Genomic DNA, 25,466 nt, shown 5'->3' with positions numbered 1-25,466 from the left:
TCTGCGTGGACGGCTCCATTCTTTCCGGCTATCTTGACCCGAGCACCGAAATCCTGCCCACCGTGCGCTTCGCCCCGCAGGACTACGGCGTGGCCACCAAGCTTTCCAACAAGGGTCTTGCCGGGTTCGTGGAAGAAAACATTTCCACCTGGCTCAAGGACGGCACCATAGACAAGATCATCGCCAAGAACGGCGTCACGCCCTCCTTCAAGAAATAACTCACTTCCAGGGCGGCGCGGCTTCGGCCGCGCCGCGGACAACAGGTTTGAAACGTGATTGAACAAATACTGTCACCCGCATGCTGGATGGTGTTTCTGGCCGACTGGACCCTGTTTCTTCAGGCCTTCGGCGTGACCGTCATGGTCTCCATCGCCGCGCTGGCTCTCGCTCTTGCGCTCGGCGTGGTGTTCGGCGTCATGTCCACCTCGCATTTCGCCGTGCCCAGAAGCATCGCCCGCGCCTATGTGGAAGCCATACAGAATACGCCGCTGGTCCTTCAGGCCTACGTGTTCTATCTCGCCCTTCCCTACATCGGGGTCATGATGGGCCAGATTTCCGTGGGCATCTTCGCCGTGGGCATCTATCACGGCGCCTACATCGCCGAAGTGGTGCGCGCAGGCATACAGTCCATTCCGCGCGGCCAGGCGGAAGCGGCGGCTTCTCAGGGCTTCACCTATGTGCAGACCATGCGCTGGGTCATCCTGCCCCAGACGGTGAAGATCATCCTGCCCCCGCTGGTCAACCAGATGGTGAACCTCATCAAGAACACCTCCGTCATCGCCCTCATAGGCGGCACGGATCTCATGAACCGGACCAACGACTGGGCCACCAGCGGAGCCAGCATCTACGGCCCGCCCTTCCTCGTGTGCGGCGTTCTGTACTTTCTGCTGTGCTTCCCCCTTTCCACCTGGGGACGCCGCTATGAAGAACGCCTGAAGAGAAAGGACAGCCGCGCCGGACAGGAACTGAAAAAAATAGAGGAAGAACTGTCGTGATAGAGGTCATCACCCGCACCTTCACGCCCGAGATACTCACCTACCTTCTGGGCGGCGCCTGGCTCGTCATCGAGCTTTCCGTCGTCATCGTGATATGCAGCATCTTCTTCGGGCTCATTCTGGCGCTCCTGCGCAGCTACGACAAGTTCATCCTCGGCAGACTCGCAGGCATCTACATCGAAATTTTCCGCAACACCCCCAACCTCATGTGGGTGCTCATCTGCTACGTGTACGCGCCCATGCCCACGGCCTTTCTGCGCTGCTCCTTCGCGTTCGTGCTGTTCACCTCGGCCACCATTGCGGAAATCATCCGCGGCGGCCTGAACTCCATTCCCCGAGGACAGTTCGAGGCCGCAGCCTCCCAGGGCTTCAACTTCGTGCAGACCCTCGTCTACATCATTCTGCCGCAGTGCTTCCAGAACATCGTTCCCACGCTGCTCAGTCAGGTGATCACCGTGGTCAAGGACACCTCGTTCCTTTCCATGGTGGCCGTGGCCGAACTCATGTTCCGTTCCCGCAACGCTCTCGCCCTGCTGCCGCGCTACACCGGCCAGACCGTGGGCATTGCCCAGGTGGCCGTCATTTTCGGCTTTGCCGCGCTCATCTACTTCGCCATCAACTTCACGCTCTCATGCGTGGTCAGACACATCCAGAAGCGCCGCCGCTCCCGGGCCGCGCGCAACATCGGCGACGCGGCCTGATCAGGTCCGTGCCGAAACGACATTCCCTCCTTGGAAGGGCCCGACCGGCTTTTGCCGGCGGGCCTTTTCCTTTTGCGCAGACGCGACGCCGCTCTCTGGAACGTCCGCTCCCCGAAAAGGAGGAACGCCTTCCGCGCTTCACGGGAAAACGGAGAAAGCCGACGCCCGGGCCCACGAACGGAGATGACCCCGAACGACCGGGCAACCCTTCAGCCCGGCATCTCCTACGCCCTTTCGGAACGGCTGCAGATCTCCTTGACCTTTCCGCCCCGCTGCCGCGGAAGGCGTGTTCCGTTCAGCCGGAACCTTCCCCCTGCCCCTGCGCTTCGAGCGCGCGTTCTTTTTCCGTCCCGCACCGGTGCCGAACGCGCCCTCTTCCCCCTCCCCGCTTGCGCGGCCGAAGCCGACCGCCGCAGAACGGACGCTTGCCCTTTTTCTGAACGCGACGCCTCCGTCGTGCCGAAAAGCCCCGTCCCGCAAAGTCCGCCGCATGAAAAGGACCTTCCCGCAAGTTTCCTTCCATCCTACGCAACGACGGCCCGGCAAAGCCGGAACGCCCCCTTGCTTCTCCGCTTTTTCCGTGAACGTCCCGCCCCTCTTCATGTATCTTTTTTCACGATGCCGCAAAAACGGGCATCATTCTGGAAAGAAGCAATGAGAATAAAAGAACAGGCTTGATAAAGTACCTGATTTACGGTACGCAGAAGAACTATAAATGTCGCATCAGGAAGGATTTTTACTGATGGGGCACCTTCCGGAATGCCGCCGTGCGGCACGACTCCGGCGATGTGCCGCAAGCATTTTTCAAAAAAAACGACGTTCGTTGCGCCTGAACCCGCGACTTTCCGCCGCGGAAAAACCATACATGGACAGGACATAGCCATGAAAAACAACGTTGAACTGCATTCCCGCGCTCCCATGCCCCTCGTCATCGCCCATCGCGGCGCAAGAGGGCACGCTCCGGAAAACACGCTGACCTCAGCCGAGCTCGGCCATGAGGTGAAGGCCGATCTCTGGGAGCTGGACGTCAACTATACCAAGGACTACAAGCTCGTGGTCGTGCACGACGACACTCTCGTGCGCACCACGAACGTGGAAGAGGTCTATCCCGGGCGCCCCTCCTACCGCGTGTGCGACTTCACGCTGGAGGAGCTCGGCAGGCTGGACGCCGGTTCCTGGTATGAAGGCCGCGACCAGTTCGGACGCGTGGCCGCCGGAGAGCTGAGCACCGAAACCCTCGCCTCCTTCAAGGGGCTGCGCATTCCCACGCTGGAACAGGCGCTCGAACTCACGAAGCGCTTCGACTGGGCCGTGAATGTGGAAATAAAAAACCACGCTCACCTCATCGGTCATGATACTGTAACAAAAGATGTGTTAGAGATGATCCGCCGCTTCGACATGGTTGAGCAGGTCATCATTTCCTCGTTCCAGCACCGCTATCTGCTGGAGTGTCACGACCTCTGCCCCGAAATCGCCACGGGCGCCCTCGTGGAGAACACCCGTCCCGAAGATCCTGTCGAGCTGTGCCGCAGCCTCGGCGTGAACGCCTATCACCCCGACAGGCTGATTCTCGCGCCCGGCGATCTTGCCGCGCTCCGCGACGCCGGCTTTGCCGTCAACGTGTGGACCGTCAACGACATGGATGAGGCGAAAAAGCTGGTGGAAGACGGGGCGAGCGGCATCATCACCGACTTCCCGGCCGCGTGCCGGGTCGCTCTGGGCAGAGACTGAACCGTCACAAACGCGCTCCCGGAGGGGGGAAGCTCCCTTCCCCTCTCCTCAAGGGCGGCGCGTGAAACATAGTTCCATCCGGGATTTTCCCGGAGACTCCAACCGGACGAAAGTCCGCAAAGGCAGGAGAACTTATGCGTTCACTCCGATCCGTGGCCCTTCTGGCCGTCTCTCTGATGCTTCTTGCTGCTCCCGTGCAGGCCAAGACCACCATTACCTTCTGGCACGGCATGGGCGGTGAGCTCGGTGAGATCACCGACAACATCATCAAGGACTTCAACGCCTCCCAGGACAAGTACGAAGTCAAGGGCGTGTACAAGGGCAACTACGACGAGGCCATGACCGCCGCCATTGCCGCCTTCCGCGCCAAGCAGCATCCGAACATCATTCAGATCTTCGAAGTGGGCACCGCCAGCATGATGGCCGCCAAGGGCGCCATCCGTCCCATCTGGGAAATCATGGAAGCCGCGGGCACGCCCCTCGACATGTCCAAGTTCCTGCCTTCCGTGACGAGCTACTATTCCACGAGCGACGGCAAGCTCATCGCCATGCCCTTCAACGCCTCCACCACGGTTCTCTACTACAACAAGGATGCCGTGAAGAAGGCCGGCGGCGATCCCGAGAACTTCCCCCGCACCTGGCCCGAAGTGGCGGACCTCGCCCGCAAGATCAAGGAATCCGGCGCGTGCAAGTACGGCATGACGAGCGGCTGGCAGTCCTGGGTGCAGCTTGAAAGCTTCTCCGCCTGGCACAACGTTCCCTTCGCCTCCAACAACAACGGCTTCGACGGCCTCGACACCGAACTGCTGTTCAACGGACCCCTGCAGGTCAGACACATCGACTTCCTCTCCCAGCTCAACAAGGAAGGCGTTTCCGTCTACGTGGGCCGCAAGTCCGAAGCCATCAACACCTTCACCGCCGGTGAAGCCGGCATTCTCATGAACTCTTCCGGCTCCTACGCCGCCGTGAAGGCCGGCGCCAAGTTCAACTGGGGCGTCATGGTTCTGCCCTACTGGCCCGACGTGAAGGGCGCTCCCCAGAACACCGTGATCGGCGGCGCCGCCGTGTGGGCCATGGCCGGTCATTCCAAGGATTCCGAAAACGGCGTGGCCGCCTTCCTGAACTACGTGCTCCAGCCCGAAGTGCAGGCTGCCTTCCATCAGGCCACCGGCTACGTGCCCGTCACCCTCGCCGGCTACGAGCTCACCAAGCAGCAGGGCTTCTATGAAAAGAATCCCGGCACCGACGTGGCCGTGAAGGCTCTCTCCGACAAGAAGCCCACCATCAACACCCTCGGCCTGCGCCTCGGCAACTTCGTCCAGATCCGCAACATCATCGACGAAGAACTCGAAGCCGTCTGGGCGGGCAAGAAGACCGCCAAGGAAGCCCTCGACTCCGCCGTCAAGCGCGGCAACGTGGAACTGCGCCGCTTTGAAAGGGCCAACAGCTGATCCGCTCACATGAAAGGGGAGAGGGCTTCCCTCTCCCCTTTTTTCAACCACAGCCGACAAAGGAGTTCTCATGCAGGATGAGCGCTACGCGTTCCGGGGCAAAAGGCATCTGCTGCTGCCCATCCTCTTCCTGCTGCCCCAGCTCGTGATCACGGTGGTGTTCTTCTTCTACCCCGCCGGTGAAGCCCTGCTCGGGTCGGTCTACATGGAAGACTCTTTCGGCCTTTCCAGAGAGTTCGTCGGACTGGACAACTTCGCCGTCCTTTTCTCCGATCCCAGCTATCTTGAAACGCTGTATCTCACCTTCATCTTCAGCATCGCCACCATCACGCTCACCATGACGGTTTCCCTGCTCATGGCCGTGGTCGCCGACCAGGTACACGTCGGCGGCACGCTCTACAAGTCGATGCTCATCATTCCCTACGCCGTCGCGCCGCCCCTTGCCGGCGTGCTCTGGCTCTTTCTGTTCAATCCCTCCGTCGGTGTGCTCTCCTCGCTGCTCGACAGCCTGGGCTACACCTGGAACCACAAGCTCAACGGCAATCAGGCCCTGCTGCTGCTCATCATATCTGCCTCCTGGAAGCAGATTTCCTATAACTTCCTCTTCTTCCTCGCCGGACTGCAGGCCATTCCGCGCTCGCTCATAGAAGCCGCCGCCATCGACGGCGCGAGCCCCTGGCAGCGCTTCCGCAACATCATCTTCCCCCTGCTTTCGCCCACGACCTTCTTCCTGCTCGTGGTCAACACCATCTACACGCTGTTCGAAACCTTCGGCATCGTGCACGCCGTCACGCAGGGCGGCCCCTCCCGGGCCACGGAAACGCTCATCTACAAGGTCTTCAACGACGGCTTCATCGGGCTTGACTTCGGCGGCTCCTCCGCCCAGTCCGTGGTGCTCATGTTCATCGTCATGATCCTGACCTTCCTGCAGTTCCGCTACGTCGAACGCAAGGTCAACTACTAGCCGCCACAGGAGAAGACTCGTCATGGTAGAAAAGAAAGGACTCGGAAGAGCGCTCAGCCACGCCGTTCTCCTGTTCGGCGCGGCCATCGTTCTCTTTCCCCTGTACGTGGCGCTCGTGGCCACCTCCCACAGCTACGACGTGCTCATCGGCACCACGCCTTTGTGGTTCGGCCAGGAGCTCATCAAGAACTTCACCACCGTGCTCACCCAGGGCCTCAAGGCCGCAGGCGGCATTCCCGTGTGGGTCATGATGGGCAACAGCCTCATCATGGCGCTCGGCATCGCCCTCGGCAAGATCGCCATTTCCATCACTGCGGCCTACGCCATCGTGTTCTTCCGCTTCCGCGGACGTGAACTGTGCTTCGTGCTCATCTTCATCACGCTCATGATGCCCGTGGAAGTGCGCATCGTGCCCACCTTCCAGGTGGCCGCAAACCTGAACTTCATCGACAGCTACGCCGGTCTCATACTGCCGCTCATCGCCTCGGCCACGGCCACCTTCCTGTACCGGCAGATGTTCATGACCATCCCGCAGGAACTGCTTGAGGCCGCGCGCATCGACGGCGCCGGTCCCTGGCGCTTCTTTGTGGACGTGGTGCTTCCGCTCTCCCGCACGAACACCGCCGCCCTCTTCGTGGTGCTGTTCATCTACGGCTGGAACCAGTATCTCTGGCCCCTGCTCGTGACCAACCAGGAAAGCATGTATACCGTGGTCATGGGCATACAGCGCATGGTGAACATTCCCGACGCCGTGCCGGAATGGAACCTCATCATGGCCGTGGCGCTTCTCGGCATGCTGCCCCCGCTTCTGGTGGTGCTCGGAATGCAGAAGCTCTTTGTACGCGGACTTGTGGAAACCGAGAAGTAACAAGGAAGACACAATGGCAAACGTTCGTCTCATCAACATAGACAAGACTTTCAACAAGAACAAAGTGCTCTCCGGACTCAATCTCGAAGTGCCGGACGGCTCGTTCATGGTCATGGTGGGGCCCTCGGGCTGCGGCAAGTCCACGGCCCTGCGCTGCATCGCCGGCCTTGAGGAAGTGACCTCAGGCACCATCATGATCGGCGACAAGGACGTGACGCACATGGAACCCAAGGACCGCAACATCGCCATGGTGTTCCAGAACTACGCGCTCTACCCGCACATGAACGTGTACGACAACATCACCTACGGCCTGAAGGTGCGCGGCATTCCCACCGAGGAACGCAAGCGTCGCGCTCTGGAAGCCGCCAAGCTTCTCGGCCTCGACGGTCTGCTCGAACGCATGCCCCGCCAGCTCTCCGGCGGACAGCGTCAGCGCGTGGCCATCGGCCGCGCCATCGTGCGCGAACCCAGCGTGTTCCTCTTCGACGAACCGCTCTCCAACCTCGACGCCAACCTGCGCAATCAGATGCGCATCGAGCTGCGCCGCCTGCATCAGCGCCTCGCCACCACCAGCATCTACGTGACCCACGACCAGGTGGAAGCCATGACCCTCGCCGAAAAGATCCTTGTTCTGCGCGCGGGCCACATCGAGCAGTACGGCACGCCGGACGACGTGTATCTGCGTCCGGCCTCCGTGTTCGTTGCGCAGTTCATGGGCTCCCCGTCCATGAACATCGTGCGCGCGAAGGCCGAGGGCGGGGACATCATTCTGCCCGACGGCACGAAGCTCTCCGGCGTTCAGGCCGCCGACATCGACATTGCCGGCCGCAGCGGCGACATTCTGCTCGGCCTGCGCAGCGAAGACCTCATCTTCGATCCTGAAGGCGACATCCGCGTCACCGTGGACATCGTGGAGGCCCTCGGCTCCGACACGCTCGCCTACTGCCGTCCCCTGAGCGCGAATCCCGAAAAGCAGGAAAGCTCCTCGGTCATCGTGCGTCTGCAGGGCTCGCAGCGCCCCGCCTCCGGCGACGTCATCCGCCTCACGGCGCGCAAGGGCCACGGCCACGTCTTCGACACGGAAACGCAGCTGCGCTGTCTGTAAAAAACTTCCTCAATTCCCTTAAAGAGGCGGACGTCCGAAACAGGGACGCCCGCCTCTTTTCGTCTCTTCGTGCCGCCCCCACCGCCCTCCGCCGGAGAAGAATCATGCCCCACCAACGTCGACTGCCTTTCACGGCAAGGTCTCGATTTCAGGGCTCCCCCGCCCGGAAAAAATTTCCGTCGTCCGCCCGAAGATCCACGCAGGAAAAGCGCCCCCCCTTCCCTGCCTTCCTTCCCTGCGGCTCATGAAAAAATGCGCCTCCGCCTTTTCTCTCCGCACAAGGACTTCCGCCCCATGCGGAAGCCCTTTGCACGCGCTGCGCCCAAGAGCGGCCTTTTTCCCCCGCTCTGGACATAGATACAAAAAGTGATAGCTTCCAACATAGTTCCTCGCTGACTTTCAGGCGAACAACCATCCGTAATGTATCTATGTGCCGAAGGAGAAAACGATGGGACATTCCCAGCACGTCGACATGCTGCACGGCCCCCTCATGGGCAAGCTCATTCTGTTCGCTCTGCCCATAGCCCTGAGCAGCATACTGCAGCAGCTGTTCATTTCCGCCAACGTCGCGGTCGTCGGGCACTTCGTGGGATCCCGTGCCGTGGCAGCCGTGGGCGGCAACGGCCCCATAGTCAACCTCATCATCAATCTCTTCCTCGGCCTTTCCGTGGGCGCCAACGTGGTCATCGCCCGCTACGTGGGCAGGGAGGACAAGGTCGCCTGTCAGTCCGCCGTGCACACCGTCATGGCCGTTTCCGTGCTGAGCGGTCTCTTTCTCCTCGCGGCCGGACAGTTCCTCGCCCCCATGCTCCTGCGCATCGTGGACGTGCCCGAAGACGTCATGGATCTTGCCGTCCTTTATCTGCGCATCTACTTCGCCGGCATGCCGTTCATCATGGTATACAACTTCGGCGCGGCCGTGCTGCGCAGCGTGGGCGACACCAAGCGTCCCATGTACAGCCTCATCGCCGCTGGCGTGGTCAACGTCTCGCTCAGCCTCGTCTTCGTGCTCGGCCTCGGCATGGGCGTCGCGGGCGTGGGCCTGGCAACGCTCATCGGCAATCTCGTGAGCGCCGCCCTGGTCACCTGGTTCCTGCTCACCGAAGACGACATGATCCGCCTCTCCCTGCGCAAGCTCTCCATCGCCCGCGTCCATCTCATGCGCGTCATCAAGATAGGCGCTCCGGCAGGGCTTCAGGGCATGATCTTCTCGTTCTCCAACGTGTGCATTCTCTCCGGCATCAACGGCTTCGGCTCCGCCACCGCGGCAGGCTCCGCCGCAGCGATCAACTTCGAATTCATTTCCTACTTCTTCATCAACGCCTTCTGTCAGGCCACCGTCACCTTCACCAGTCAGAACTACGCCATGTGCCAGCTTGACCGCTGCAAGAAGATCTTTCGGGAAAGCATGGCCTGCGGCATTCTGCTCGCCGGCGCGACCTGCGTCGTGTTCACCGTGGGCGCCGCGCTCTTCTCGGGAATGTATACCAGCGATCCCGAAGTGATAGGGCATGCCGTGACCCGCGTGCACATCGTCGAAAGCATGCAGTGGCTTTCCGCCACCTACGAAATCAGCGGCGCGGCCCTGCGCGGCATGGGCATTTCCATGCTGCCGGCCATGGTCACGCTGGTCGGCTCCTGTCTGCTGCGCATCGTGTGGGTGTATACCGTGTTCCGCATGGTGCCCACCTACGAAATGCTGCTTACCGTCTATCCCGTGTCGTGGATCATCACGGGCGTCATCATGCTCGTCGCCTACTTCGTCATCCGCAGAAGGCTGTTCTGCGAACGCGACCGCGGCGGCTGCTGCAAGCCTCTGGAATTCTGAACCGGAAAGGCTCTCAACTTCACGCAAAAAAACGCGCCGGAACACTCCGACGCGTTTTTTTCTTCCGGGCCGCAGGGCCCGGAACCATGATTCAGCGATGACTTATTTGCCGAACAGCCTGCGCACGGGGGTGCCGTCCTGCTTCCAGATGCCGAAGCCGGTCAGCGCGCACAGAATGGAGAAGACGGGCACGAACCAGTTGAGGAAGGCATAGGGCACGAACTCGTAGGCGCTCACGCCGAGCACGCCGGCGATGTAGAAGGCGTGCACGCTCCACGGCACCAGCGGGCAGCCGATGGTGCCGGCGTCCTCGCAGGTACGGGAGAGCACGAGCGGGCTGATGTCGGCCTTCTTGAACGAATCGAGGAAGGCGCGGCCGGGCACGATGACGGCGAGCATCTGGCTGCCGGTGCCGAAGTTGATGAGGTAGGCCGCGGCAAGAGCGGAAGCCACAAGGCGCACGGCGGACCTGGCACCCTTGAGTATGGCTTCAAGCAGCACTTCGAGCACGCGGGAGCGTTCCAGAATGCCGCCGAAGGCCATGCCGGAGCAGAGCAGCAGCACGGTGGGCATGATGCTCATGAGGCCGCCGCGGGAAAGCAGCGGATCGAGCTCGGCGATGCCGGTCTTGGAGACGTAGCCGGAAGTGAGCATGGTGGCCAGCTTGTTGAAGGGCACGCCTTCATACACGGCGATGACCATGGCCACGAGCAGGCAGACGAGCATGACGGGCAGCACGGGATAACGGCGATAGGCCAGCACGATCATGAGCACGGGCGGCAGGAAGGCCACGGGGCCGAGGCTGAAGTTGGCCTCAAGTCCGGAAAGAATGGCATTCAGGCTTTCGAGGGACACGCTCTGCTGGGCGGCCACGGAGCTTCCGAGGAAGGTGTAGGCTATGCCCGCCACGATGAATGCGGGAACCGTGGTCCAGAGCATGGACATGACGTGCGAGAAGAGCGGCACTTCGCACACCGAGGCGGTGATGTTGGTGGAGTCGGACACGGGGGACATCTTGTCGCCGAGATACGCACCGGAAACGATGGCGCCCACGGTCATGTAGGCGGGGTATCCGAGGGCCTGCCCCACGCCGAGGAGAGCCACGCCGATGGTGCCCATGGTGCCGAAGGACGTGCCCGTGGCCACGGAAGCCACGGAGCAGAGCACCATGGCGGAGAGCAGGAAGTGCTCGGGCGCGATGAGCTTGAGGCCCCAGTAGATGATGGCGGGAATGGTGCCGGAAGCCAGCCACGCGGCAATGATCATGCCCACCATGGCCAGAATGGCGATGGCTATCTGAATGCGGCCGAGCGCCTCGAACATGCCGTCCTGCAGCTCTTCCCAGCTGTAGCCGGTCTTGAGCGCCATGACTGCCGCAAGCGCGATGGCGCCGAGAAGGGGCAGCACGGGAGGTCTCACTCCGACGACCAGCGTGCCGTACAGAATCATGGCCACGGGCAGCACGAGCGACAGCGTCGCCCAGAGGAGCGTCGGCTTCTTTTCCTGCGTTTCCATAATGAATCCTTTGGTAAAAAGTCTTCCCTGCCCGTCCTTGCGACGGGCCTTTCCCAATATCTTCGACAAAACCGCCTTCCCGCTGCCGGATTGCGGTTCCGCTCGGAGTCTTCATGCGCAGGCAGGGAAAAGAACGTTCCGCATCCTCCGCAGAGGACAGTCCTGCGCCGTTTTTTTCGGAGAAGAACGCCTTCGTGCGCGCATTCGCACGAAACGCTACAGTTCCAGACGGGTCTTTCGTCCTTCCTTCATGTCGAGAAGGCTGTGAATGCCGCAGTCCACCATGCTCACGATGGACTCTTCGGTATAGAAGGCCATGTGCTGGGTCAGCACCACGTTGGGGAACTGACGCAGATAGACCATGTCCTTGTTCTTGAGGATGTCGGTCTTGCGGTCGGCATGATAAATGCCCTGCTCGTGCTCGAACACGTCCATGGCCAGGGAGCCTATCTTCTCCGTCTCTATGCCCTCGGTAATGGCGTCGATGTCCATGAGCTCGCCCCGCGCCGTGTTGATGAGCACCACGCCGTCCTTCATGCGGGCAAGGCTCTCCCTGTTGACCATGCGGCGGGTTTCGGGCGTGGCGGGCACGTGGAAGGTGATGACGTCGCTTTCCCGGTAGAGTGTGTCGAGATCCACGAAGTCGGCGTAGGGATGAAGCTCCTCGCAGTCCGCAAGGTTGTAGGCCAGGATGCGGCAGCCGAAGCCGGAAAGGTTGCGGATGACGGCGGCACCTATGCTGCCCGTGCCCACGACGCCCACGGTGAGGCTGTGCAGGCTGCGGCCCATGAGGCCTTTCAGCGAGTAGTCGTTCACGTTCTGACGCCACATGGCGGGCTTGTAATGACGCAGCACGAGAAGCATGAGCATGACGGTGAAGTCCGCCACGGCCGCGGGCGGATAGGCGGCATGGCTCACCCGTATGCCGAGCTCGCGGGCGGCGGCGACGTCGATGTGATCCACGCCTATGGTACGCGTGGAAAGATAGCGCACGCCGAGCTTTCCGAGAGCCTCGAGCATGGGACGGTCGAGACGGCTGCGGCCGAGCGTGGACACGCCTTCCGCGCCTTCGGCAAGGGAGAGCGTTTCCATGGAAAGATTCCCTTCCACAAGGCGCAGGGTGACGGGCAGCGTGCGGGAGAGAAGTTCAAGTTCCTGCCTCTCGTCGGGGCTGACTTCAAAAACGGTAATGTTCATGGGGATCTCCGAAAGAAAATCATGGGAAGGAGACGGCCTACAGCAACGCGACCGCCAGACCGTAGAGAATGATGCTGACAAACAGCGACGGCAGCATGTTCAGCGTCTTGCAGTCCTTGATGCGGAGCATGGAGACGCCGGACACCAGAATGAGTATGCCGCCCACTATGGACACTTCGGTAAGAAGGTCGCGCGGCACGAAGGAGCCGAGCCACAGTCCGAGAAGGTACAGTCCGCCCTGCCAGCAGAACAGCACGGGCGCGGCAAAGGCTATGCCGAGACCGTAGGTGGAGGCGAGCACCATGGAGGTGACGAAATCGAGCGTGGCGTTGGTGAAGAGGAAGGTGTGGTTCCCATGCACGGCGCTCTCTATGGGGCCGAGTATGGAAAGCGTGCCTATGCAGAACAGCAGTATGGCCGTGGCCAGGCCCCGGCCGAGGTCGGAACTGCCCATGCGGCGGGCAAAGTTCTGAAACTTGCCGTCCCAGTCCCACACCGCGCCGAGAAAGCTGCCGATGGCCATGCTCAGGATGAACAGCACCGGATAGCGGCTGTTCGGCATGTTGGACACCACGGCGTTCACGCCTATGGCCACGGCGGAAAAGCCCATGGCGTCAAAGAGGGCGTGCTGATACTTTTCCTTGATTCCTCTGCGCAGCACGCTTCCCAGCACGCTCCCGCAGAGTATGGCCGCAGTGTTGACGATGGTACCTATCATATGTCCTCCAGCTCGGTGCGCCTTTCATACCATAAATCATGTCGGCAGGTAACCCCCGTCGCCGGGCCTTCTCCGCGCTCCGGCGTTGCCAACTTGCGCCACTTCCTATACAAGAACAGGCGACGCATATTTTCTATGCATCATGGAGAAACCACATGCGCAACATTCTATTGTCCTGCCTGCTGCTCGCGGCCGCACTCGTGTTCGGCCCGGCGTGTCAGGCTCAGGCCGGAGGAAAGACCATGGTCACGCTTCAGACCAGCAAAGGCGACATCGTCCTTGAACTCGACGCCGAAAAGGCTCCCAAGACCACCGCGAACTTTCTTGAATACGTGAAGTCCGGCTTCTACGACGGCACCATCTTCCACCGCGTCATCCCGGGATTCATGATCCAGGGCGGCGGCTTCGACAAGGACATGGTGCAGAAGCCCACCCGCGAACCCATTGAAAACGAGGCCAACAACGGCCTGAAGAACGACACCTACACCATCGCCATGGCGCGCACGCAGGCTCCTCACTCCGCCACGGCCCAGTTCTTCATCAACGTGGCCGACAACGGCTTCCTCAACTTCACCGCTCCCACCATGCAGGGCTGGGGCTATGCCGTGTTCGGCAAGGTGGTGAAGGGGCAGGACGTGGTGGACGCCATCGCCGGCGTGCCCACCACCTCGCACTATCCCCACAGGGACGTGCCGGTTGAACCGGTCATCATCAAGAAGGCCGTCATCGACTAGACGCCTCCAAGTCCGTCCCGGAGACGGACGCCCATGAAGAAAGAAAAAGCCCTTCCGAATCGTTCGGAAGGGCTTTTTCTGATGAGAATCCGTCAGCCGCGCGTTTCGGAAGCTTCCGCGCTCCCGGAGGCGCCGCCTTCATGGTCGTCCGGCGCAGGGGACTTACCTGCCCGACGCGTCTTCTCCTGCCGGAAGGCGGGGCCGGAAGACTCCGGCCCGCCGCCGTGCGCCCGCCCCTGCCCGGCGGCTCCCGTCCGGTCGGATTCTCGCCGCTCCCGACGCCGGGAGGAAGGCGGCCCGAAGCCCCCGAAGGAATCGAGAAGCGCATGAAAAAACGCGCCCGCGGCCGCGCCGCCCTGCGCGGCATACCACGAGAGCGGATGCGGAAGAAGCAGCGCAAGAGCAAGCAGCGCCACGGCCAGAACGGCAAGAGCCTGAGCGAGCACGGCCAGCGCCATGGCGACGACGGCCAGGGCCAGGGCGGCGCAAAGTCCCGTCGCCAGCACGCGTCCTGCACGACGCACAAGGCGCTTGAGCGCACGCGTCGCGTCGCTCACCACAGGGCCCTTCGATGCGCGGCCACGTGCTGCACGCTCGCAAGGGCAAAGGCCGCTCCCGCCGCGCGGTGCAGAGTTCCCATGCCCGCGGCCGCTCCCGCGAGAGAAACAAGCAGGGAAATGAGAAGAGCACGGTCCACAAGACGCACGGCCTTTTTGCCGAGAAGCGCCGACACGCAGCCGCATTCCGGCGAACGGCCGTTCTTCTTCGCGGCTTTCTCCTCCGGCAGAAGCACGGCCCACTCCCGGGCAAGAGCCGCAAGCTCCTCCCGGGAAAGCTTTTCAGGATCGTAAAAAACAAGCAAGGAACCCGTGACGGGATTGACCACCGCGCCCGTCACGCCGTCGATGCCGCCCGCGGCAGCTTCCGCCATGGCGGCAACGTCGGGATTCTTCAGCGCATCGTGGCGCAGACGCACGCGGCCGTCGACGAAGCTCACGACATAATCGAAAACGGAACTCATGTCATTCCTCCCGGGAAAGGACCGGACGCATGGCGTTCAGCGACACGCCGATCGTAGTCAGGTTATGGAGCACGGCCGATGCGCCCGGCCTGAGCAGACCGGTCAGCCCTCCGAACAGAAACGCGGAATTGAGCGCCATGGTGGCCGCGAAGTTGACATGGATGCGCCGCATGGCTCCGCGGCCGAGCTCCAGCGCAGTGACGAGCTGATTCAAGGAGCCGCCCATGAGCACCACGTCGGCCACTTCCCGGGCGAGGTCCGAGCCGTCGCGCAGCGTCACGCCCACGTCCGCCGTGGAAAGCGCCGGAGAGTCGTTGATGCCGTCGCCTATCATGAGCACGACACGCCCCTCGTCCCTGAGGGCGCGCACCACGCGGGCCTTGTCCTCGGGCAGAACCTGCGCGCAGTACTCCGTGATGCCGAGCCTTGCGGCCACGGCCGAGGCCGTGCGCTCATCATCGCCCGTGAGCATGACGACGCGCGAAACGCCCATGGCGCGCAGCCTTTCCACCAGAACCGCACTCTCGGGCCGCACGGGATCCTCCACGGCAATGATGCCCGCAACCCTTCCGTCCACGGAAAGATACAGCAGTGAATACCCCTCGCGGGAGAGTGCCGCCGCCGCGCCGTCCAGGGGGGCGACATCCACGCCCTCATCCTGCGCAACGTAGTGACGGCTGCCGAGCAGCACCCTTCTGCCCCTCCACTGCGAGGCGATGCCGTGGGCCACCACGTATTCCACGTCGGTATGCTCCTCTTCGTGACGCAGGTTCCGCCGCTCCGCGCCGTGCACCACGGCACGCGCCACGGGATGCGGAAAGTGCTCCTCAAGGCAGGCGGAAAGCCGCAGCACGAAGTCCTCGTCGAAGCCTTCGGCGGCAACCACGCGGGCCACCTCGGGCCGCGACTGCGTGAGCGTGCCCGTCTTGTCGAAAACGACGGTGTCCACCGTGGAAAGCGCTTCGAGAAAACGTCCGCCCTTGACCATGACGCGGCGCTTCACGCCCTCGTTCATGGCGGAAAGTATGGCCAGCGGCGTGGCCAGACGCAGGGCGCAGGAATAGTCCACCAGAAGCACGGACGCCGCGCGCGTGAGGCTGCGCGTGAAAAGCCACACCAGCCCCGCCAGGGCAAAGGTGACGGGCACGGCGCGGTCGGCCAGAGTTTCAAAGCGTCCCTGAACGCCCGCCTTCATCTGCTCGGCGTTTTCGATGAAGCGCACGATCTGCTGCATTCTCGTGTCCCTGCCCACGCTCGTGGGCCGAACCGCAATCTCGCCCGCTTCCACCACGGTTCCGGCATACACCGAAGCACCGACGCCGCGCATGACGCCCAAAGGCTCGCCGGTCATGGAGGACTCGTTGACCTGCGCCGTTCCCTCCTCCACCACGCCGTCCACGGGCACGGCGCTGCCGGCGCGCACGATGACGCGGTCGCTTTCGCGAAGCCCGGCAAAGGGAACGAGCGTCTCGACGCCGTCGCGCCGCACCCAGATTCTGTCGACCTGAAGCGCCAGATGCGAGGCCAGATTCTCCAGCGACTTCTTCTGCGTGTAGCGCTCAAGCGCATCGCCGAATCCGAGCAGAAGCGTGAGCAGGCCCACGGTGCCGAAGTCGCGCCGCGCGAGGGAAACGGCTATGGCCGCGCCGTCCAGAGCGTCCACGTCGAGCCTGCCGTGGACAAGGGAAGAGAAGCAGCGACGAAGAAAGGGCAGCGCGCGGGCAGACGCCGTGACCATGTTCACGGCCATGGGCAGCAGCGGCCTTATGAAAAGATAGCGGAAAAAAGGGAAAAGGCCGGGCTTCTCTGCGTTGCGGCAAGCCTGCGCGGGCACCGTCCTTTCTCCGAGCTTCCGGGCTCGGCCGAGAATCTCCCGGGCACGGTCGAAAACGCCCTCCTCGGCATAGAGAAGCAGCACGCTTCCCGTGCGCGGATTGACGCGCACGCCCTCCATGTCGTCAAGAGCATCCAGAGCGTCGGCCAGAGCCGTGGCCGTGCGCACGCCGAACGCGCCCTTCATGCGAAGACGTGCACGGCCGGGAATGCGGTGAACCAGAACAAATTCCATGATTCTCTCCAGAACGAAGTCTGTTTCCGGTCCTGATGGTGACGGCGCATCCGTGCGGGCGCGCCGCTCTCCCGGTAGGACCTGACGATCCGCGCCTGAAAAAAGACCCGGCCCGCCGACGAAAGGCGGCCGGATCTCAGCCTGCGCGGAAGGCGCTCCTAGGCCTCTTCCGCTTCCTCTCTGCGGACGCGGCGCTTTTCGGAAGCGGCCTCGGCCTCGGCCACCAGATCCTCCATGTTCTCGCGCATGGTCTCGGCCTTCGCCATGAGCGCATCCTTCGCGTCAAGACCGCGGCTCACGAGCTCGGTGGCAAAGGGCTTCAGGTCCAGCTTGCCGCGGCTCACCGCCACGGCTCCGATGGCGCCGAGCGCAACGCCTCCCAGAAAGAACAGACCATACTTGAAATTCTCGTTCATACCCCAATCTCTCCTTCGGGCAGCATGTTCCTGCCCGTGTTTTCATCACGTTCCGGAGAAGCCCGCGCATCCGTTTCAGCCGGGCCAGCCTTTCGTCATGGAGTGAACTATATTGAAATAGAATTTCACTGTCAATATTATAGAAAAAGAATTTCATTATCATACGCTGCAAAACCATCTTCCATCCTGAGCCAGGCAAACACGAAGCCCTGCCGCGGACTCGGGGAAAGAACGGTTCCGCGACCTCGGAAAAGCGCGCGGGCAACGCGTTTTCGGAGAAGAAGCCACAGAGAAACCCGCCGATTTGTGCTCGAAAGGCGCAGCGCATCCCTCTGCCGACGCCGCACCGCCCTCCCCCGCCGCGGCCTTCCTGACCGGCGTCCCTCAGCGCCGCGCAGCGTCCCGTTCAGCACCGACGCTCCGAACGCAGAAGGCAGGGACACGGGACGACGCAGGTCTGCTTTGTGCTGCCTCACGCTCTGGAAAAGCACCTTTGAGGGAAGCCCGGATTCTGCCCCTCCCTGCGCGGAAACTTCGGGCCGGGCGGCTCTCCGCCGTCATGCATTGCGGATCTCGGCAATATCATGAGAAAAAAATCCACATGTGCGACACAGTCAAACAATCGTCCCAACGTTTTCGACTTTACAGCACATGCTTTTCCTGCGATGGATAATAGAAAAACTTTTTCCGGAGCACGTATGAAGAGAAAGTATCCGCACCTTTGTTCCCCCATCACGCTTGGCAGAGTCACGTTCCGCAACCGCATGTTCGCCGCGCCCACCGGGGCCACGGACATCACCTGGGACTGCTGCGCCGGGCCGGGCAGCCGCGCCTTCTACGAGAACAGGGCGAAGGGCGGCAGCGCCAACGTCACGGTGAGCGAACTTGTCGTCCATCCCGCCACCGACGCTTCCCACATGCTGCATCTTGAACTGCAGACGCCGGGATCTCTTGCAAGCTTCACCATGATGGCCGACGCCATACGCCGTCACGGAGCCATTCCCAGCGTGGAACTGTCCCATTCCGGCCAGTATGCGGGCACCTATCTTGTGGACAAGGAAAAGAAGGCCGCCCTTTCCCAGTACGGTCCCTGCGACGGCGTGCGTCCCGACGGCAGGCCGGTGAAGGCGCTCACGAAGGAACAGATTGCCGAAATCGTGGCTTCCTACGGCGAAAAGGCCGCCCTTGCCAAACGTGCCGGCTTTGAAATGGTCATGATTCACGCCGGTCACGGCTGGCTCATCAACCAGTTTCTCTCTCCCTATTTCAACAAGCGCACCGACGAGTACGGCGGCAGTCTTGAAGGTCGCGCCCGTCTGCTTCTCGAGGTTCTCGCGAGCGTGCGCGCATCCGTGGGCCCGGGCTTTCCCATCGAAGTGCGCATGAGCGGCTCCGAGCTCTTCGAGGGCGGCTACACCCTTGAGGACGGCGTACAAATCGCAAAGCTCATCGACGGCAAGGCCGATCTCATCCACGTATCCGCCGGTTCCTACCAGTTCGGCTTTTTCGACACGCATCCGCCCATGTTCTCCGAGCACGGCTGCAACGTGTATCTCGCCGCGGAAATCAAAAAGCACGTGTCCACGCCCGTGGCCACCATCGGCGCGCTGAACGATCCCGCCCAGATGGAGGAAATCATAGCCTCCGGCAAGGCCGACGTGGTGGAAATGGCCCGCGCCCTCATCGCCGACCCCGCCCTGCCCTCCAAGGTGATGGAAGGCCGCGACGACGAAATCGTGCACTGCCTGCGCTGCTTCGTGTGCATGGCCGAGCGTCCCACCACGGGCACGCGCCGCTGCACCGTGAATCCGCAGATAGGCCGCGAACAGGACTTCCCGCCCCTGCCCGCCCGCCGCGCCAAAAAGGTCATCGTGGCCGGCGGCGGCTGCGGCGGCATGAAGGCCGCCATTACCGCGGCCGAACGCGGCCATCACGTCATCCTGTGCGAAAAGGAGGCGGAACTCGGCGGCATTCTCAGAAGCGAACAGGCCATTGACTTCAAGCATGAAATGTATCAGCTCGGCCTCACGTTGGCCCGTCAGATGGAAATCGAGGGCGTCGAGGTGCGCCTGAACACCACCGTCACCGCCGACTACGTGGAGAAGGAAGGCGCGGACGCGCTCATCATCGCCACCGGCTCCGAGCCCATCGTGCCCCCGCTGCCCGGCATGGACGGCAAAAACGTCATCGTGGTCAACGACTTCTATAAAAGAAGCGCCGAATGCGCGGACACCGTGGTGGTGCTCGGCGGCGGCCTTGCCGGATGCGAATGCGCCATTCACCTCGCGCAGGAAGGCAGGAAGGTCACGCTCGTGGAAATGCGTCCCGAAGTCGCGCCCGACGCCAACATCCGTCACCGCCCCATCCTTCTGCGCAAGCTGAAGGAACTTGTGGACGTGCACACCTCCTGCACCGGCCTGGCCGTGAAGGAAAACGGCCTTCTCGTGCGCAACGCCGAAGGCGGCGAAGAACTGCTCCCGGGCGGCACGATCATCTGCGCCGTGGGCCAGAGATCCCGCAGATACGACTCGCTCATCGACGCCGCGCCCTTCGTGCGCGTGATCGGCGACGCCGTGCGTCCCTCCACCATCACCACCGCGGTCTATCAGGGCTACCACGCCGGACTGGACGTGTAGCGTGAAAAAAGAACGGGCGCGGGATTCCCCGCGCCCGGCCGGAGACTCTCCCCTCCGGCTTTCAGCCGGACCGGGCAGCGCACGCGCCCGGTCTTTTTGTTGTTCAGGCTGAAGACTCTTCTCCCCGCAGCCTTGCGCTCCGCCTTTTCACGGCAAGATGCGCCGCCTGCGCATTCCGCGCTAGCGTGCGGGGCAGTTTCCTTCCTGTCCCGGCCGCAGAAATCTGCCGAGCAGCATGCACGCCACGGCCAGCGCCATGCCCGCGTATCCGAAGCCGACCATGCCGCTTGCGGCGGAGGCAAGGCCGCCCGCACCGCCGAGCCCCATGGCAAGAAGCGCCGCGTCGGGCCGCACGCCGCCCTTTTTCATGAGCATGGCCGCAAACACGGGCACGGCCACGCCGCACACGTAAATGTCGTTGGCCATGAGAAGAAGGTCGAGAATGCCGTGCCCGCGCGTGGAAAGCATAAGTCCCGCCGCGCCGAAGACAAGCGTGACCAGCCGGCAGAGCCTCACGTCCCTGCGTCCGAGAAGATCGTTGCAGAACACCGTGGATGCCGTGACGAGGCAGGAGTCCGCCGAGGACAGCACGGCGGAGAGCAGCGCCACGAGCAGAAACATTCCCACGGAAGGCGGCAGCAGCCCCACGGCGGCGGCAAGCACGTCGTCGGGACGCACGCCCGCAGGCACGAAACCTCGGCAGAGCACGCCCGTGGCCACGATGAGCGCCGCGGACGAAAGCAGCATGAACACGGCAAGCCAGCAGCCGCGCGAGGCGCTTTTCGCATTCCTTGCGCTCAGTATGCGGCCGAAGAGCATGGGACAGACCAGATAGCTGCCGCCCATGATGACCATGAAGTACGTGAATTTGTCCGGCCCGAAGTCTTCGTTGAAGAGCTCGAGCGGCATGGCTTCAAGCGGTGCGGCGTCGTGCCCGAAAAGCCAGAAAAAGGCGATGAGGATTCCCGCAAGCAGAAGCACGCACTGGGGAAGATCGCTGCGTATGACGGAGGCCTGACCGCCGAGGCAAGAATAGGCCACGATGACGGCCGCCCCCGCCAGAAGCGCCCCTTCCGGCGACATTCCGGCAAGCGCCGCCACAAGCTTGCCCATGGCCGTGAACTGCGCCGCGAGTATGGCCAGCCACGCGGGCATGATGATGACCGACACCAGCGTACGGGCGCGCGGCCCGAGCCATGCGGCCACCATTTCCGGCATGGTGTACGCGCCGGACTCCCTCACCCTGCGGGCCAGAAACACCGTGAGCAGCGCAAGGCCGCACGCGCCGGAGCCGAGCCACCAGAAGGCCGGGGACCCCGCCTGCCATGCAAGGCCCGCCATGCCCATGGTGGCGGAACCGCCTATGCAGGACGCCGCGAGGGAAAAGCCCGTGTGCACCGCCCCGGAAGAACGGTCGTTGACGAAAAAGGCCTGCGCGCCGCGACGACGCAAGGCGTCCAGCGCGCCGAGAGCAAGCAGGAGCGCCGCGTAAAGGCAGAACGTCAGCATCTGTTCCTTTCCCTCTCTTCCTCTGCGGGGTTTCCGCCGTGCCTTGCCGCGGACGCCGCGGCCGCGCATACGGCTCCCGTGAGCACGGCAAGCTCTTCATCGGAAATCACGAACGGCGGCATGACGTAGACGGTGCGGCCGAAAGGACGTATCCACGCGCCTCTTGCCACGAAGTAGTCCTGCCACGCCTGCACGTCCACGCCTCTTTCCATTTCCACCACGCCTATGGCTCCGAGCACGCGCACGTCGCGCACGCCGCTCATGCCGCGGCAGGGCGCAAGGCCGCGCTTCAGCGTCTCTTCGATATGCTGCACGCGCTCCCTCCAGGGCGACGACACAAGCTCGTCAAGACTCGCGCAGGCCACGGCGCAGGCCAGCGGATTGCCCATGAAGGTAGGCCCGTGCATGAAGAGGCCTCCCCCGTGCGCCGCGTCCGCGCCGGATATGGTTTCCGCCACGCGCCTTGTGGCTGCCACGGCGGAAAGCGTCATCATGCCGCCGGTGAGCGCCTTGCCCACGCACATGACATCAGGCGTCACGCCCGCAAAGTCGCAGGCGAACATGCGGCCCGTGCGTCCGAAGCCCGTGGCTATCTCGTCGGCCACAAGCAGGACGTCGAGCTCGTCGCAGAGCGCGCGCAGACGGCGCAGATATTCGGGATGATAGAACCACATGCCGCCCGCGCCCTGCACCACGGGTTCGACCACCACGGCCGCCGTTTCCGCAGCATGGGCGCGCAGGACGCGTTCCATGGGCGCAAAGGAGGCTTCGTCGAAAGGCTCGTCGAAGCGGCAGGAAGGACGCTCCACAAAAATCTGCTTCGGCAGCACGCCGGAAAAAAGCGAATGCATGCCCGTGACCGGATCGCACAGGGACATGGCGCCCAGCGTGTCGCCGTGATACGCGCCGCGAAGCGCCACGAAGCGGCTCCTTTCCCCGCGCCCCGCACTCTGCTGGAACTGCACGGCCATCTTCATGGCCGCCTCCACGGCCACGGAACCGGAATCGGCCAGAAAGACGTGTTCAAGGCCCTGCGGCAGAAGGCAAAGAAGGCGACGGCACAGCTCCACGGCAGGCTCGTGCGTGAGCCCGCCGAACATGACGTGCGAAAGCACGGCGGCCTGCTTCTGCACCGCGCGCACAAGACGCGCATTGCCGTAGCCGTGCACCCGGCACCACCATGAGGACATGCCGTCCACAAGTTCCGTGCCGCCCCGCAGAAAAAGCCGCGCGCCCGAGGCTCCCGTCACTTCCCGCACGGGCAGGGGGTGCATGGCCGAGGTGTACGGATGCCAGAGGTGCGCCCTGTCGAAGGCAAGCAGCGCCTCGTTGTCCTCGTCGCCACGGCCGAAGGAGGCAAGATGCCGGGCCGCGGGCTCGAGCGCGGCGGCCAGACGGTCCCACGCTTCTTCGTCGGGCTCGGAAAAGTTCTCCATCCAGGGAATGTCGGCAAGAAGCGGCACGCCGCGCCGCTCCCCTTCCCGGGCAAGGCTTTCGGCATTGTCCTCAAGAATGAGCGCCTCGGCCTCCGCACTTGTGCCCGCATCCGTGCGCGAAGGCGGCACGGCACGGCACAGCACCATGCCCGCCGCCGTGAGCCCGGCGTTTTCCAGCGCATCCAGCGAAAGCGCGGCATGGTTGAGACAGCCCAGGCGGTTGGCCACCACCAGAAGCACGGGCAGACGAAGGGCCCGCATGAGGTCGAGCATGGTTTCCTCTTCGTTCAGGGGCACATACAGACCGCCCGCTCCCTCAAAGAGCGTGACGCCCTCTCTTGCTGCCGCCTCGCGGCAGGCCCGCGCCACCTCGGCCGAGCGAAGATTCACGCCTTCCATGCGCGCCGCAAGATGCGGAGAACACGGCACGCGGAAGGCGTACAGCGCCAGGCCCCGGCCCCCGGCCTTCTTCCACAACGACACGTCGGGAGCCTCAAGCCCCTCTTTTCCCGCAACGCAGCCCGTCTGCACGGGCTTCACGGCAAAGGCCGGAACGCCCGCCCGCCGAAAGGCCCGCAGAAGCCCCGCGGTCACCGTGGTCTTGCCCGCGTCGGTATCCGTGCCCGCCACGAAAAAGGCGTTCATCGCGCGGCTCCCAGCGTGCGCATCATGGCAAGGTCGGACTCGAAGGCCGCGCCCGAGGTGGTCAGATAGTCGCCGATCATCATGCCGTTCGCGCCCGCCGCGTACAGCCAGCTCTGCCACTCGCCGAGCACGTGACCGCGTCCGCCGGCAATGAGTATGTCCCTGCAAGGATGCATGATGCGGAAAAGCGCTATGGTGCGAAGCGCCTCCTGCGGCGCAAGGCGGGGCATGTGCTCGAGCCTCGTGCCGGGTATGGCGTTCAGAAAATTGATGGGAACGGAATCCACGCCGATTTCGGCCAGCGTCCAGGCCAGTTCCGCCCTCTGCTCACGGCTCTCGCCGAGCCCGATGATGCCGCCGGAACACACTTCCATGCCCGCTTCCCGGGCCACGCGCAGACTCTCCACGTCGCGCCCGTAGGCGTGCGTGGTGCAGATGTTCGGAAAAAAGCTTTCCGCCGTTTCCAGATTGTGATGGTAGCGCGTCATGCCCGCCTGCCTGTAAGAGCGCGCACGCTCCGGCGTGAGTATGCCGAGCGAGCCGCACACGCTCATGCCCGTTTCCGCAATGATGCGCTCCACCGCCCGGCACAGGGGCTCCACGTCCTTCTCATCCAGCATGGTGCCGCTCACCACGAGGCTGAAGCGTCTGACCCCGTGTCCCGCCGCCTCGGCGGCCTTCTGCAATATGACGTCCGTGCTCACAAAGGGATAGACAGGAGCGCCGGTTTCATGATGTGCTGACTGAGCGCAGAACGCACAGTTCTCCGGGCAGCGGCCGGACTTGGCATTGAGTATGCCGCAATTGAAGAAGGCGGGAGCGCGTGCGGCGCGCACCACTCCGGCCACGGACAGCATGTCGAGCGTGCTCGACTCCGGCAGACGGAGAAATTCCTCCGCCTCGCTGCGGGAAAGAAGCGGACCGTTTCCGGCCGCGGAAAGACGATGAAGGACGGTGGAAAGAAGGGTGTCCATGGGCTGACTCTCCTGGGATGGGATGCCTTCTTGTATCCGCATGGGGATAAATGTCAACTTAAAAATATGTAATACAAGGTTGACAATTGACCGTTTCAGCAAAGGGGGCAGGCATGACGAGACATGAAATACCCATGCGGGACCGCATTCTGGACGCGCTTGCGCAAAGCGGCCCGGACGACTGGCTTTCCGGGGAGGCCATTTCCCGGGCCTTCGGCGTGAGCCGGGCGGCGGTGAGCAAGCACGTCATGAGCCTGCGCGAGGAAGGAAACATCATAGAATCCGTACCGAGGAAGGGATACCGGCTCATATCCCGGGCCGATCCCTGGGCGGGAAACGACGTGCGCGAAAAGCTGCGCACGAAGGTGCTCGGTCAGACGGAATGGCGCTGGCTCAAGGAAACGGGCTCCACCAATCAGGTGGCGGCGCTGGAAGCCATGCAGGGCGCGCCGGAAGGACTTGTGGTGGTGGCGCGACGCCAGAGCGAGGGACGGGGCAGCCGCGGACACCGCTGGCTGAACCTGCCGGGAAGCCTGTGCTTTTCCGTGCTCACAAAGCCGAAGCTGCCGCCGGAGCGGCTGGGAGAGCTGCCGCAGCTTGCCATGGATGCCGTGGCCGAAGGGGTACGAAAAAGCTGCGGCCTCACGCTGGAAAAGCGCCTTCCCAACGATCTTTTTCTCAACGGCCGCAAGGTGACGGGCATACTTGTGGAAAGCATGTTTCACAACAGTGACATGCAGTGGGCCGTCATGGGCATAGGCGTCAACGTGAACGTCCCCTCCGAGGCGCTGCCCGAGGAGCTTGCAGGCGTGGCCTCCTCCCTGTACGCGGAAACGGGCACGGCCTTCAGCGTGAGCAGTCTTCTCCGGCACATTCTGGAGGAACTGGAAGCGGATTTGACGGAATAATGTAGCAGCTTAGACAAGCTTTATATTTAAATTGATCAATGAAAAA

The 25,466-nt window shown here is 63.0% G+C and carries 22 protein-coding genes and 1 pseudogene; 12 read left to right on the top strand and 11 right to left on the bottom strand.

The genetic code is table 11. The annotated features are described in order from the left end of the window. The 3 genes and pseudogenes from QZZ60_RS04270 to QZZ60_RS04260 form a co-directional block, all read left to right on the top strand. A pseudogene (locus QZZ60_RS04270) lies at nt 1-218 on the top strand (hypothetical protein); the annotation flags it as partial. Between the two features lie 54 nt (nt 219-272). Beyond that, nucleotides 273-995, top strand: a complete 723-nt coding sequence (locus QZZ60_RS04265; protein ID WP_294446079.1) for an amino acid ABC transporter permease — start codon at nt 273-275, stop codon at nt 993-995. Continuing rightward, nucleotides 992-1,696, top strand: coding sequence for an amino acid ABC transporter permease (locus QZZ60_RS04260; RefSeq protein WP_295638267.1), 705 nt, complete (start codon nt 992-994; stop codon nt 1,694-1,696). Before QZZ60_RS04265 ends, QZZ60_RS04260 begins: the two co-directional genes overlap by 4 nt. Nucleotides 1,697-2,295: 599 nt before the next feature. Here QZZ60_RS04260 and QZZ60_RS04255 read toward each other — a convergent pair. After that, nucleotides 2,296-2,580, bottom strand: a complete 285-nt coding sequence (locus QZZ60_RS04255; RefSeq protein WP_295638264.1) for a hypothetical protein — start codon at nt 2,578-2,580, stop codon at nt 2,296-2,298. Here QZZ60_RS04255 and QZZ60_RS04250 point away from each other — a divergent pair. The 6 genes from QZZ60_RS04250 (at nt 2,579) to QZZ60_RS04225 (ending at nt 9,643) form a co-directional block, all read left to right on the top strand. Then, nucleotides 2,579-3,427: a glycerophosphodiester phosphodiesterase family protein gene (locus QZZ60_RS04250; protein ID WP_295638261.1), complete on the top strand. Its 849-nt coding sequence runs from the start codon at nt 2,579-2,581 to the stop codon at nt 3,425-3,427. The two genes, QZZ60_RS04255 and QZZ60_RS04250, sit on opposite strands and share 2 nt — an antisense overlap. A gap of 134 nt (nt 3,428-3,561) precedes the next feature. Further along, complete coding sequence (gene ugpB / locus QZZ60_RS04245; protein ID WP_295638258.1) at nt 3,562-4,878, top strand: sn-glycerol-3-phosphate ABC transporter substrate-binding protein UgpB; 1,317 nt, start codon at nt 3,562-3,564, stop codon at nt 4,876-4,878. 70 nt (nt 4,879-4,948) lie between these two features. Then, the gene (gene ugpA / locus QZZ60_RS04240) at nt 4,949-5,842 is read left to right on the top strand and encodes a sn-glycerol-3-phosphate ABC transporter permease UgpA (protein WP_295638255.1); all 894 of its coding nucleotides are present in this window, start codon (nt 4,949-4,951) and stop codon (nt 5,840-5,842) included. 22 nt (nt 5,843-5,864) lie between these two features. Continuing rightward, nucleotides 5,865-6,710: a sn-glycerol-3-phosphate ABC transporter permease UgpE gene (gene ugpE / locus QZZ60_RS04235; protein WP_295638253.1), complete on the top strand. Its 846-nt coding sequence runs from the start codon at nt 5,865-5,867 to the stop codon at nt 6,708-6,710. 13 nt (nt 6,711-6,723) lie between these two features. Continuing rightward, on the top strand, nt 6,724-7,815 hold the full coding sequence (locus tag QZZ60_RS04230) for an ABC transporter ATP-binding protein (protein ID WP_295638251.1): 1,092 nt from the start codon (nt 6,724-6,726) through the stop codon (nt 7,813-7,815). A gap of 448 nt (nt 7,816-8,263) precedes the next feature. Further along, on the top strand, nt 8,264-9,643 hold the full coding sequence (locus QZZ60_RS04225) for an MATE family efflux transporter (RefSeq protein ID WP_295638248.1): 1,380 nt from the start codon (nt 8,264-8,266) through the stop codon (nt 9,641-9,643). Between the two features lie 102 nt (nt 9,644-9,745). On the opposite strand, the gene nhaC is transcribed toward QZZ60_RS04225, so the two are convergent. The 3 genes from nhaC to QZZ60_RS04210 all read right to left on the bottom strand — a co-directional run bounded on the left by nhaC (nt 9,746) and on the right by QZZ60_RS04210 (nt 13,073). Beyond that, nucleotides 9,746-11,158 (bottom strand): Na+/H+ antiporter NhaC, encoded by a 1,413-nt coding sequence (gene nhaC, locus QZZ60_RS04220; protein ID WP_295638246.1) that lies wholly within the window; start codon nt 11,156-11,158, stop codon nt 9,746-9,748. 216 nt (nt 11,159-11,374) lie between these two features. Next, nucleotides 11,375-12,355 (bottom strand): D-isomer specific 2-hydroxyacid dehydrogenase family protein, encoded by a 981-nt coding sequence (locus QZZ60_RS04215; RefSeq protein ID WP_295638243.1) that lies wholly within the window; start codon nt 12,353-12,355, stop codon nt 11,375-11,377. Nucleotides 12,356-12,392: 37 nt separating this feature from the next. Then, the gene (locus tag QZZ60_RS04210) at nt 12,393-13,073 is read right to left on the bottom strand and encodes a DUF554 domain-containing protein (protein ID WP_295638240.1); all 681 of its coding nucleotides are present in this window, start codon (nt 13,071-13,073) and stop codon (nt 12,393-12,395) included. 155 nt (nt 13,074-13,228) lie between these two features. On the opposite strand from QZZ60_RS04210, the gene QZZ60_RS04205 reads away from it, so the two are divergent. Further along, nucleotides 13,229-13,807 (top strand): peptidylprolyl isomerase, encoded by a 579-nt coding sequence (locus QZZ60_RS04205; RefSeq protein ID WP_295638237.1) that lies wholly within the window; start codon nt 13,229-13,231, stop codon nt 13,805-13,807. A gap of 92 nt (nt 13,808-13,899) precedes the next feature. Here QZZ60_RS04205 and QZZ60_RS04200 read toward each other — a convergent pair whose 3' ends face one another. The 4 genes from QZZ60_RS04200 to QZZ60_RS04185 all read right to left on the bottom strand — a co-directional run bounded on the left by QZZ60_RS04200 (nt 13,900) and on the right by QZZ60_RS04185 (nt 17,312). After that, the gene (locus QZZ60_RS04200) at nt 13,900-14,367 is read right to left on the bottom strand and encodes a hypothetical protein (RefSeq protein ID WP_295638234.1); all 468 of its coding nucleotides are present in this window, start codon (nt 14,365-14,367) and stop codon (nt 13,900-13,902) included. Next, nucleotides 14,361-14,828 carry an HMA2 domain-containing protein gene (locus QZZ60_RS04195; protein WP_295638231.1) on the bottom strand — a complete coding sequence of 156 codons (468 nt, stop codon included), beginning with the start codon at nt 14,826-14,828 and terminating at the stop codon, nt 14,361-14,363. Before QZZ60_RS04195 ends, QZZ60_RS04200 begins: the two co-directional genes overlap by 7 nt. Before the next feature lies 1 nt (nt 14,829). Beyond that, a complete protein-coding gene (locus tag QZZ60_RS04190) occupies nt 14,830-16,896 on the bottom strand; it encodes a heavy metal translocating P-type ATPase (RefSeq protein WP_295638228.1) in 2,067 nt (688 codons plus the stop codon). A 158-nt stretch (nt 16,897-17,054) separates the two neighbouring features. Continuing rightward, nucleotides 17,055-17,312 carry a DUF6110 family protein gene (locus tag QZZ60_RS04185; protein WP_295638225.1) on the bottom strand — a complete coding sequence of 86 codons (258 nt, stop codon included), beginning with the start codon at nt 17,310-17,312 and terminating at the stop codon, nt 17,055-17,057. A 698-nt stretch (nt 17,313-18,010) separates the two neighbouring features. On the opposite strand from QZZ60_RS04185, the gene QZZ60_RS04180 reads away from it, so the two are divergent. Further along, the gene (locus QZZ60_RS04180; RefSeq protein WP_295638222.1) at nt 18,011-19,948 is read left to right on the top strand and encodes an NAD(P)/FAD-dependent oxidoreductase; all 1,938 of its coding nucleotides are present in this window, start codon (nt 18,011-18,013) and stop codon (nt 19,946-19,948) included. Between the two features lie 180 nt (nt 19,949-20,128). Here the strand turns inward: QZZ60_RS04180 and QZZ60_RS04175 are convergent, their stop codons facing one another. Genes QZZ60_RS04175 through bioB form a run of 3 tightly spaced genes read right to left on the bottom strand, consistent with a single transcriptional unit; the run spans nt 20,129 to nt 24,512 of the window. Then, complete coding sequence (locus QZZ60_RS04175) at nt 20,129-21,457, bottom strand: sodium:solute symporter (protein ID WP_295638219.1); 1,329 nt, start codon at nt 21,455-21,457, stop codon at nt 20,129-20,131. Next, on the bottom strand, nt 21,451-23,538 hold the full coding sequence (gene bioA / locus QZZ60_RS04170) for an adenosylmethionine--8-amino-7-oxononanoate transaminase (RefSeq protein WP_295638217.1): 2,088 nt from the start codon (nt 23,536-23,538) through the stop codon (nt 21,451-21,453). The genes QZZ60_RS04175 and bioA overlap by 7 nt, the downstream gene beginning before the upstream one ends. Beyond that, the gene (gene bioB / locus QZZ60_RS04165; RefSeq protein ID WP_295638214.1) at nt 23,535-24,512 is read right to left on the bottom strand and encodes a biotin synthase BioB; all 978 of its coding nucleotides are present in this window, start codon (nt 24,510-24,512) and stop codon (nt 23,535-23,537) included. Before bioB ends, bioA begins: the two co-directional genes overlap by 4 nt. A 113-nt stretch (nt 24,513-24,625) precedes the next feature. On the opposite strand from bioB, the gene QZZ60_RS04160 reads away from it, so the two are divergent. Continuing rightward, nucleotides 24,626-25,420, top strand: a complete 795-nt coding sequence (locus QZZ60_RS04160) for a biotin--[acetyl-CoA-carboxylase] ligase (protein ID WP_295638211.1) — start codon at nt 24,626-24,628, stop codon at nt 25,418-25,420. The last annotated feature ends 46 nt before the right edge of the window (nt 25,421-25,466 follow it).

This window comes from uncultured Mailhella sp., assembly GCF_905187505.1.
Taxonomy (GTDB): domain Bacteria; phylum Desulfobacterota; class Desulfovibrionia; order Desulfovibrionales; family Desulfovibrionaceae; genus Mailhella.
The sequence above is the reverse complement of the archived record's forward strand: the minus strand, read 5'-3'. Positions and strand labels throughout refer to the sequence as shown.

Bases quoted from the DNA above. Each gene is read 5' to 3' on its own strand.
- QZZ60_RS04215 (WP_295638243.1), bottom strand. From the start codon at position 12,355: ATGAACATTACCGTTTTTGAAGTCAGCCCCGACGAGAGGCAGGAACTT.
- QZZ60_RS04205 (WP_295638237.1), top strand. From the start codon at position 13,229: ATGCGCAACATTCTATTGTCCTGCCTGCTGCTCGCGGCCGCACTCGTG.
- QZZ60_RS04160 (WP_295638211.1), top strand. From the start codon at position 24,626: ATGACGAGACATGAAATACCCATGCGGGACCGCATTCTGGACGCGCTT.
- nhaC (WP_295638246.1), bottom strand. From the start codon at position 11,158: ATGGAAACGCAGGAAAAGAAGCCGACGCTCCTCTGGGCGACGCTGTCG.
- ugpE (WP_295638253.1), top strand. From the start codon at position 5,865: ATGGTAGAAAAGAAAGGACTCGGAAGAGCGCTCAGCCACGCCGTTCTC.
- QZZ60_RS04230 (WP_295638251.1), top strand. From the start codon at position 6,724: ATGGCAAACGTTCGTCTCATCAACATAGACAAGACTTTCAACAAGAAC.
- QZZ60_RS04190 (WP_295638228.1), bottom strand. From the start codon at position 16,896: ATGGAATTTGTTCTGGTTCACCGCATTCCCGGCCGTGCACGTCTTCGC.
- QZZ60_RS04175 (WP_295638219.1), bottom strand. From the start codon at position 21,457: ATGCTGACGTTCTGCCTTTACGCGGCGCTCCTGCTTGCTCTCGGCGCG.
- QZZ60_RS04255 (WP_295638264.1), bottom strand. From the start codon at position 2,580: ATGGCTATGTCCTGTCCATGTATGGTTTTTCCGCGGCGGAAAGTCGCG.
- ugpA (WP_295638255.1), top strand. From the start codon at position 4,949: ATGCAGGATGAGCGCTACGCGTTCCGGGGCAAAAGGCATCTGCTGCTG.
- QZZ60_RS04195 (WP_295638231.1), bottom strand. From the start codon at position 14,828: ATGAGTTCCGTTTTCGATTATGTCGTGAGCTTCGTCGACGGCCGCGTG.
- bioA (WP_295638217.1), bottom strand. From the start codon at position 23,538: ATGAACGCCTTTTTCGTGGCGGGCACGGATACCGACGCGGGCAAGACC.
- QZZ60_RS04185 (WP_295638225.1), bottom strand. From the start codon at position 17,312: ATGAACGAGAATTTCAAGTATGGTCTGTTCTTTCTGGGAGGCGTTGCG.
- ugpB (WP_295638258.1), top strand. From the start codon at position 3,562: ATGCGTTCACTCCGATCCGTGGCCCTTCTGGCCGTCTCTCTGATGCTT.
- QZZ60_RS04225 (WP_295638248.1), top strand. From the start codon at position 8,264: ATGGGACATTCCCAGCACGTCGACATGCTGCACGGCCCCCTCATGGGC.
- bioB (WP_295638214.1), bottom strand. From the start codon at position 24,512: ATGGACACCCTTCTTTCCACCGTCCTTCATCGTCTTTCCGCGGCCGGA.
- QZZ60_RS04210 (WP_295638240.1), bottom strand. From the start codon at position 13,073: ATGATAGGTACCATCGTCAACACTGCGGCCATACTCTGCGGGAGCGTG.
- QZZ60_RS04250 (WP_295638261.1), top strand. From the start codon at position 2,579: ATGAAAAACAACGTTGAACTGCATTCCCGCGCTCCCATGCCCCTCGTC.
- QZZ60_RS04180 (WP_295638222.1), top strand. From the start codon at position 18,011: ATGAAGAGAAAGTATCCGCACCTTTGTTCCCCCATCACGCTTGGCAGA.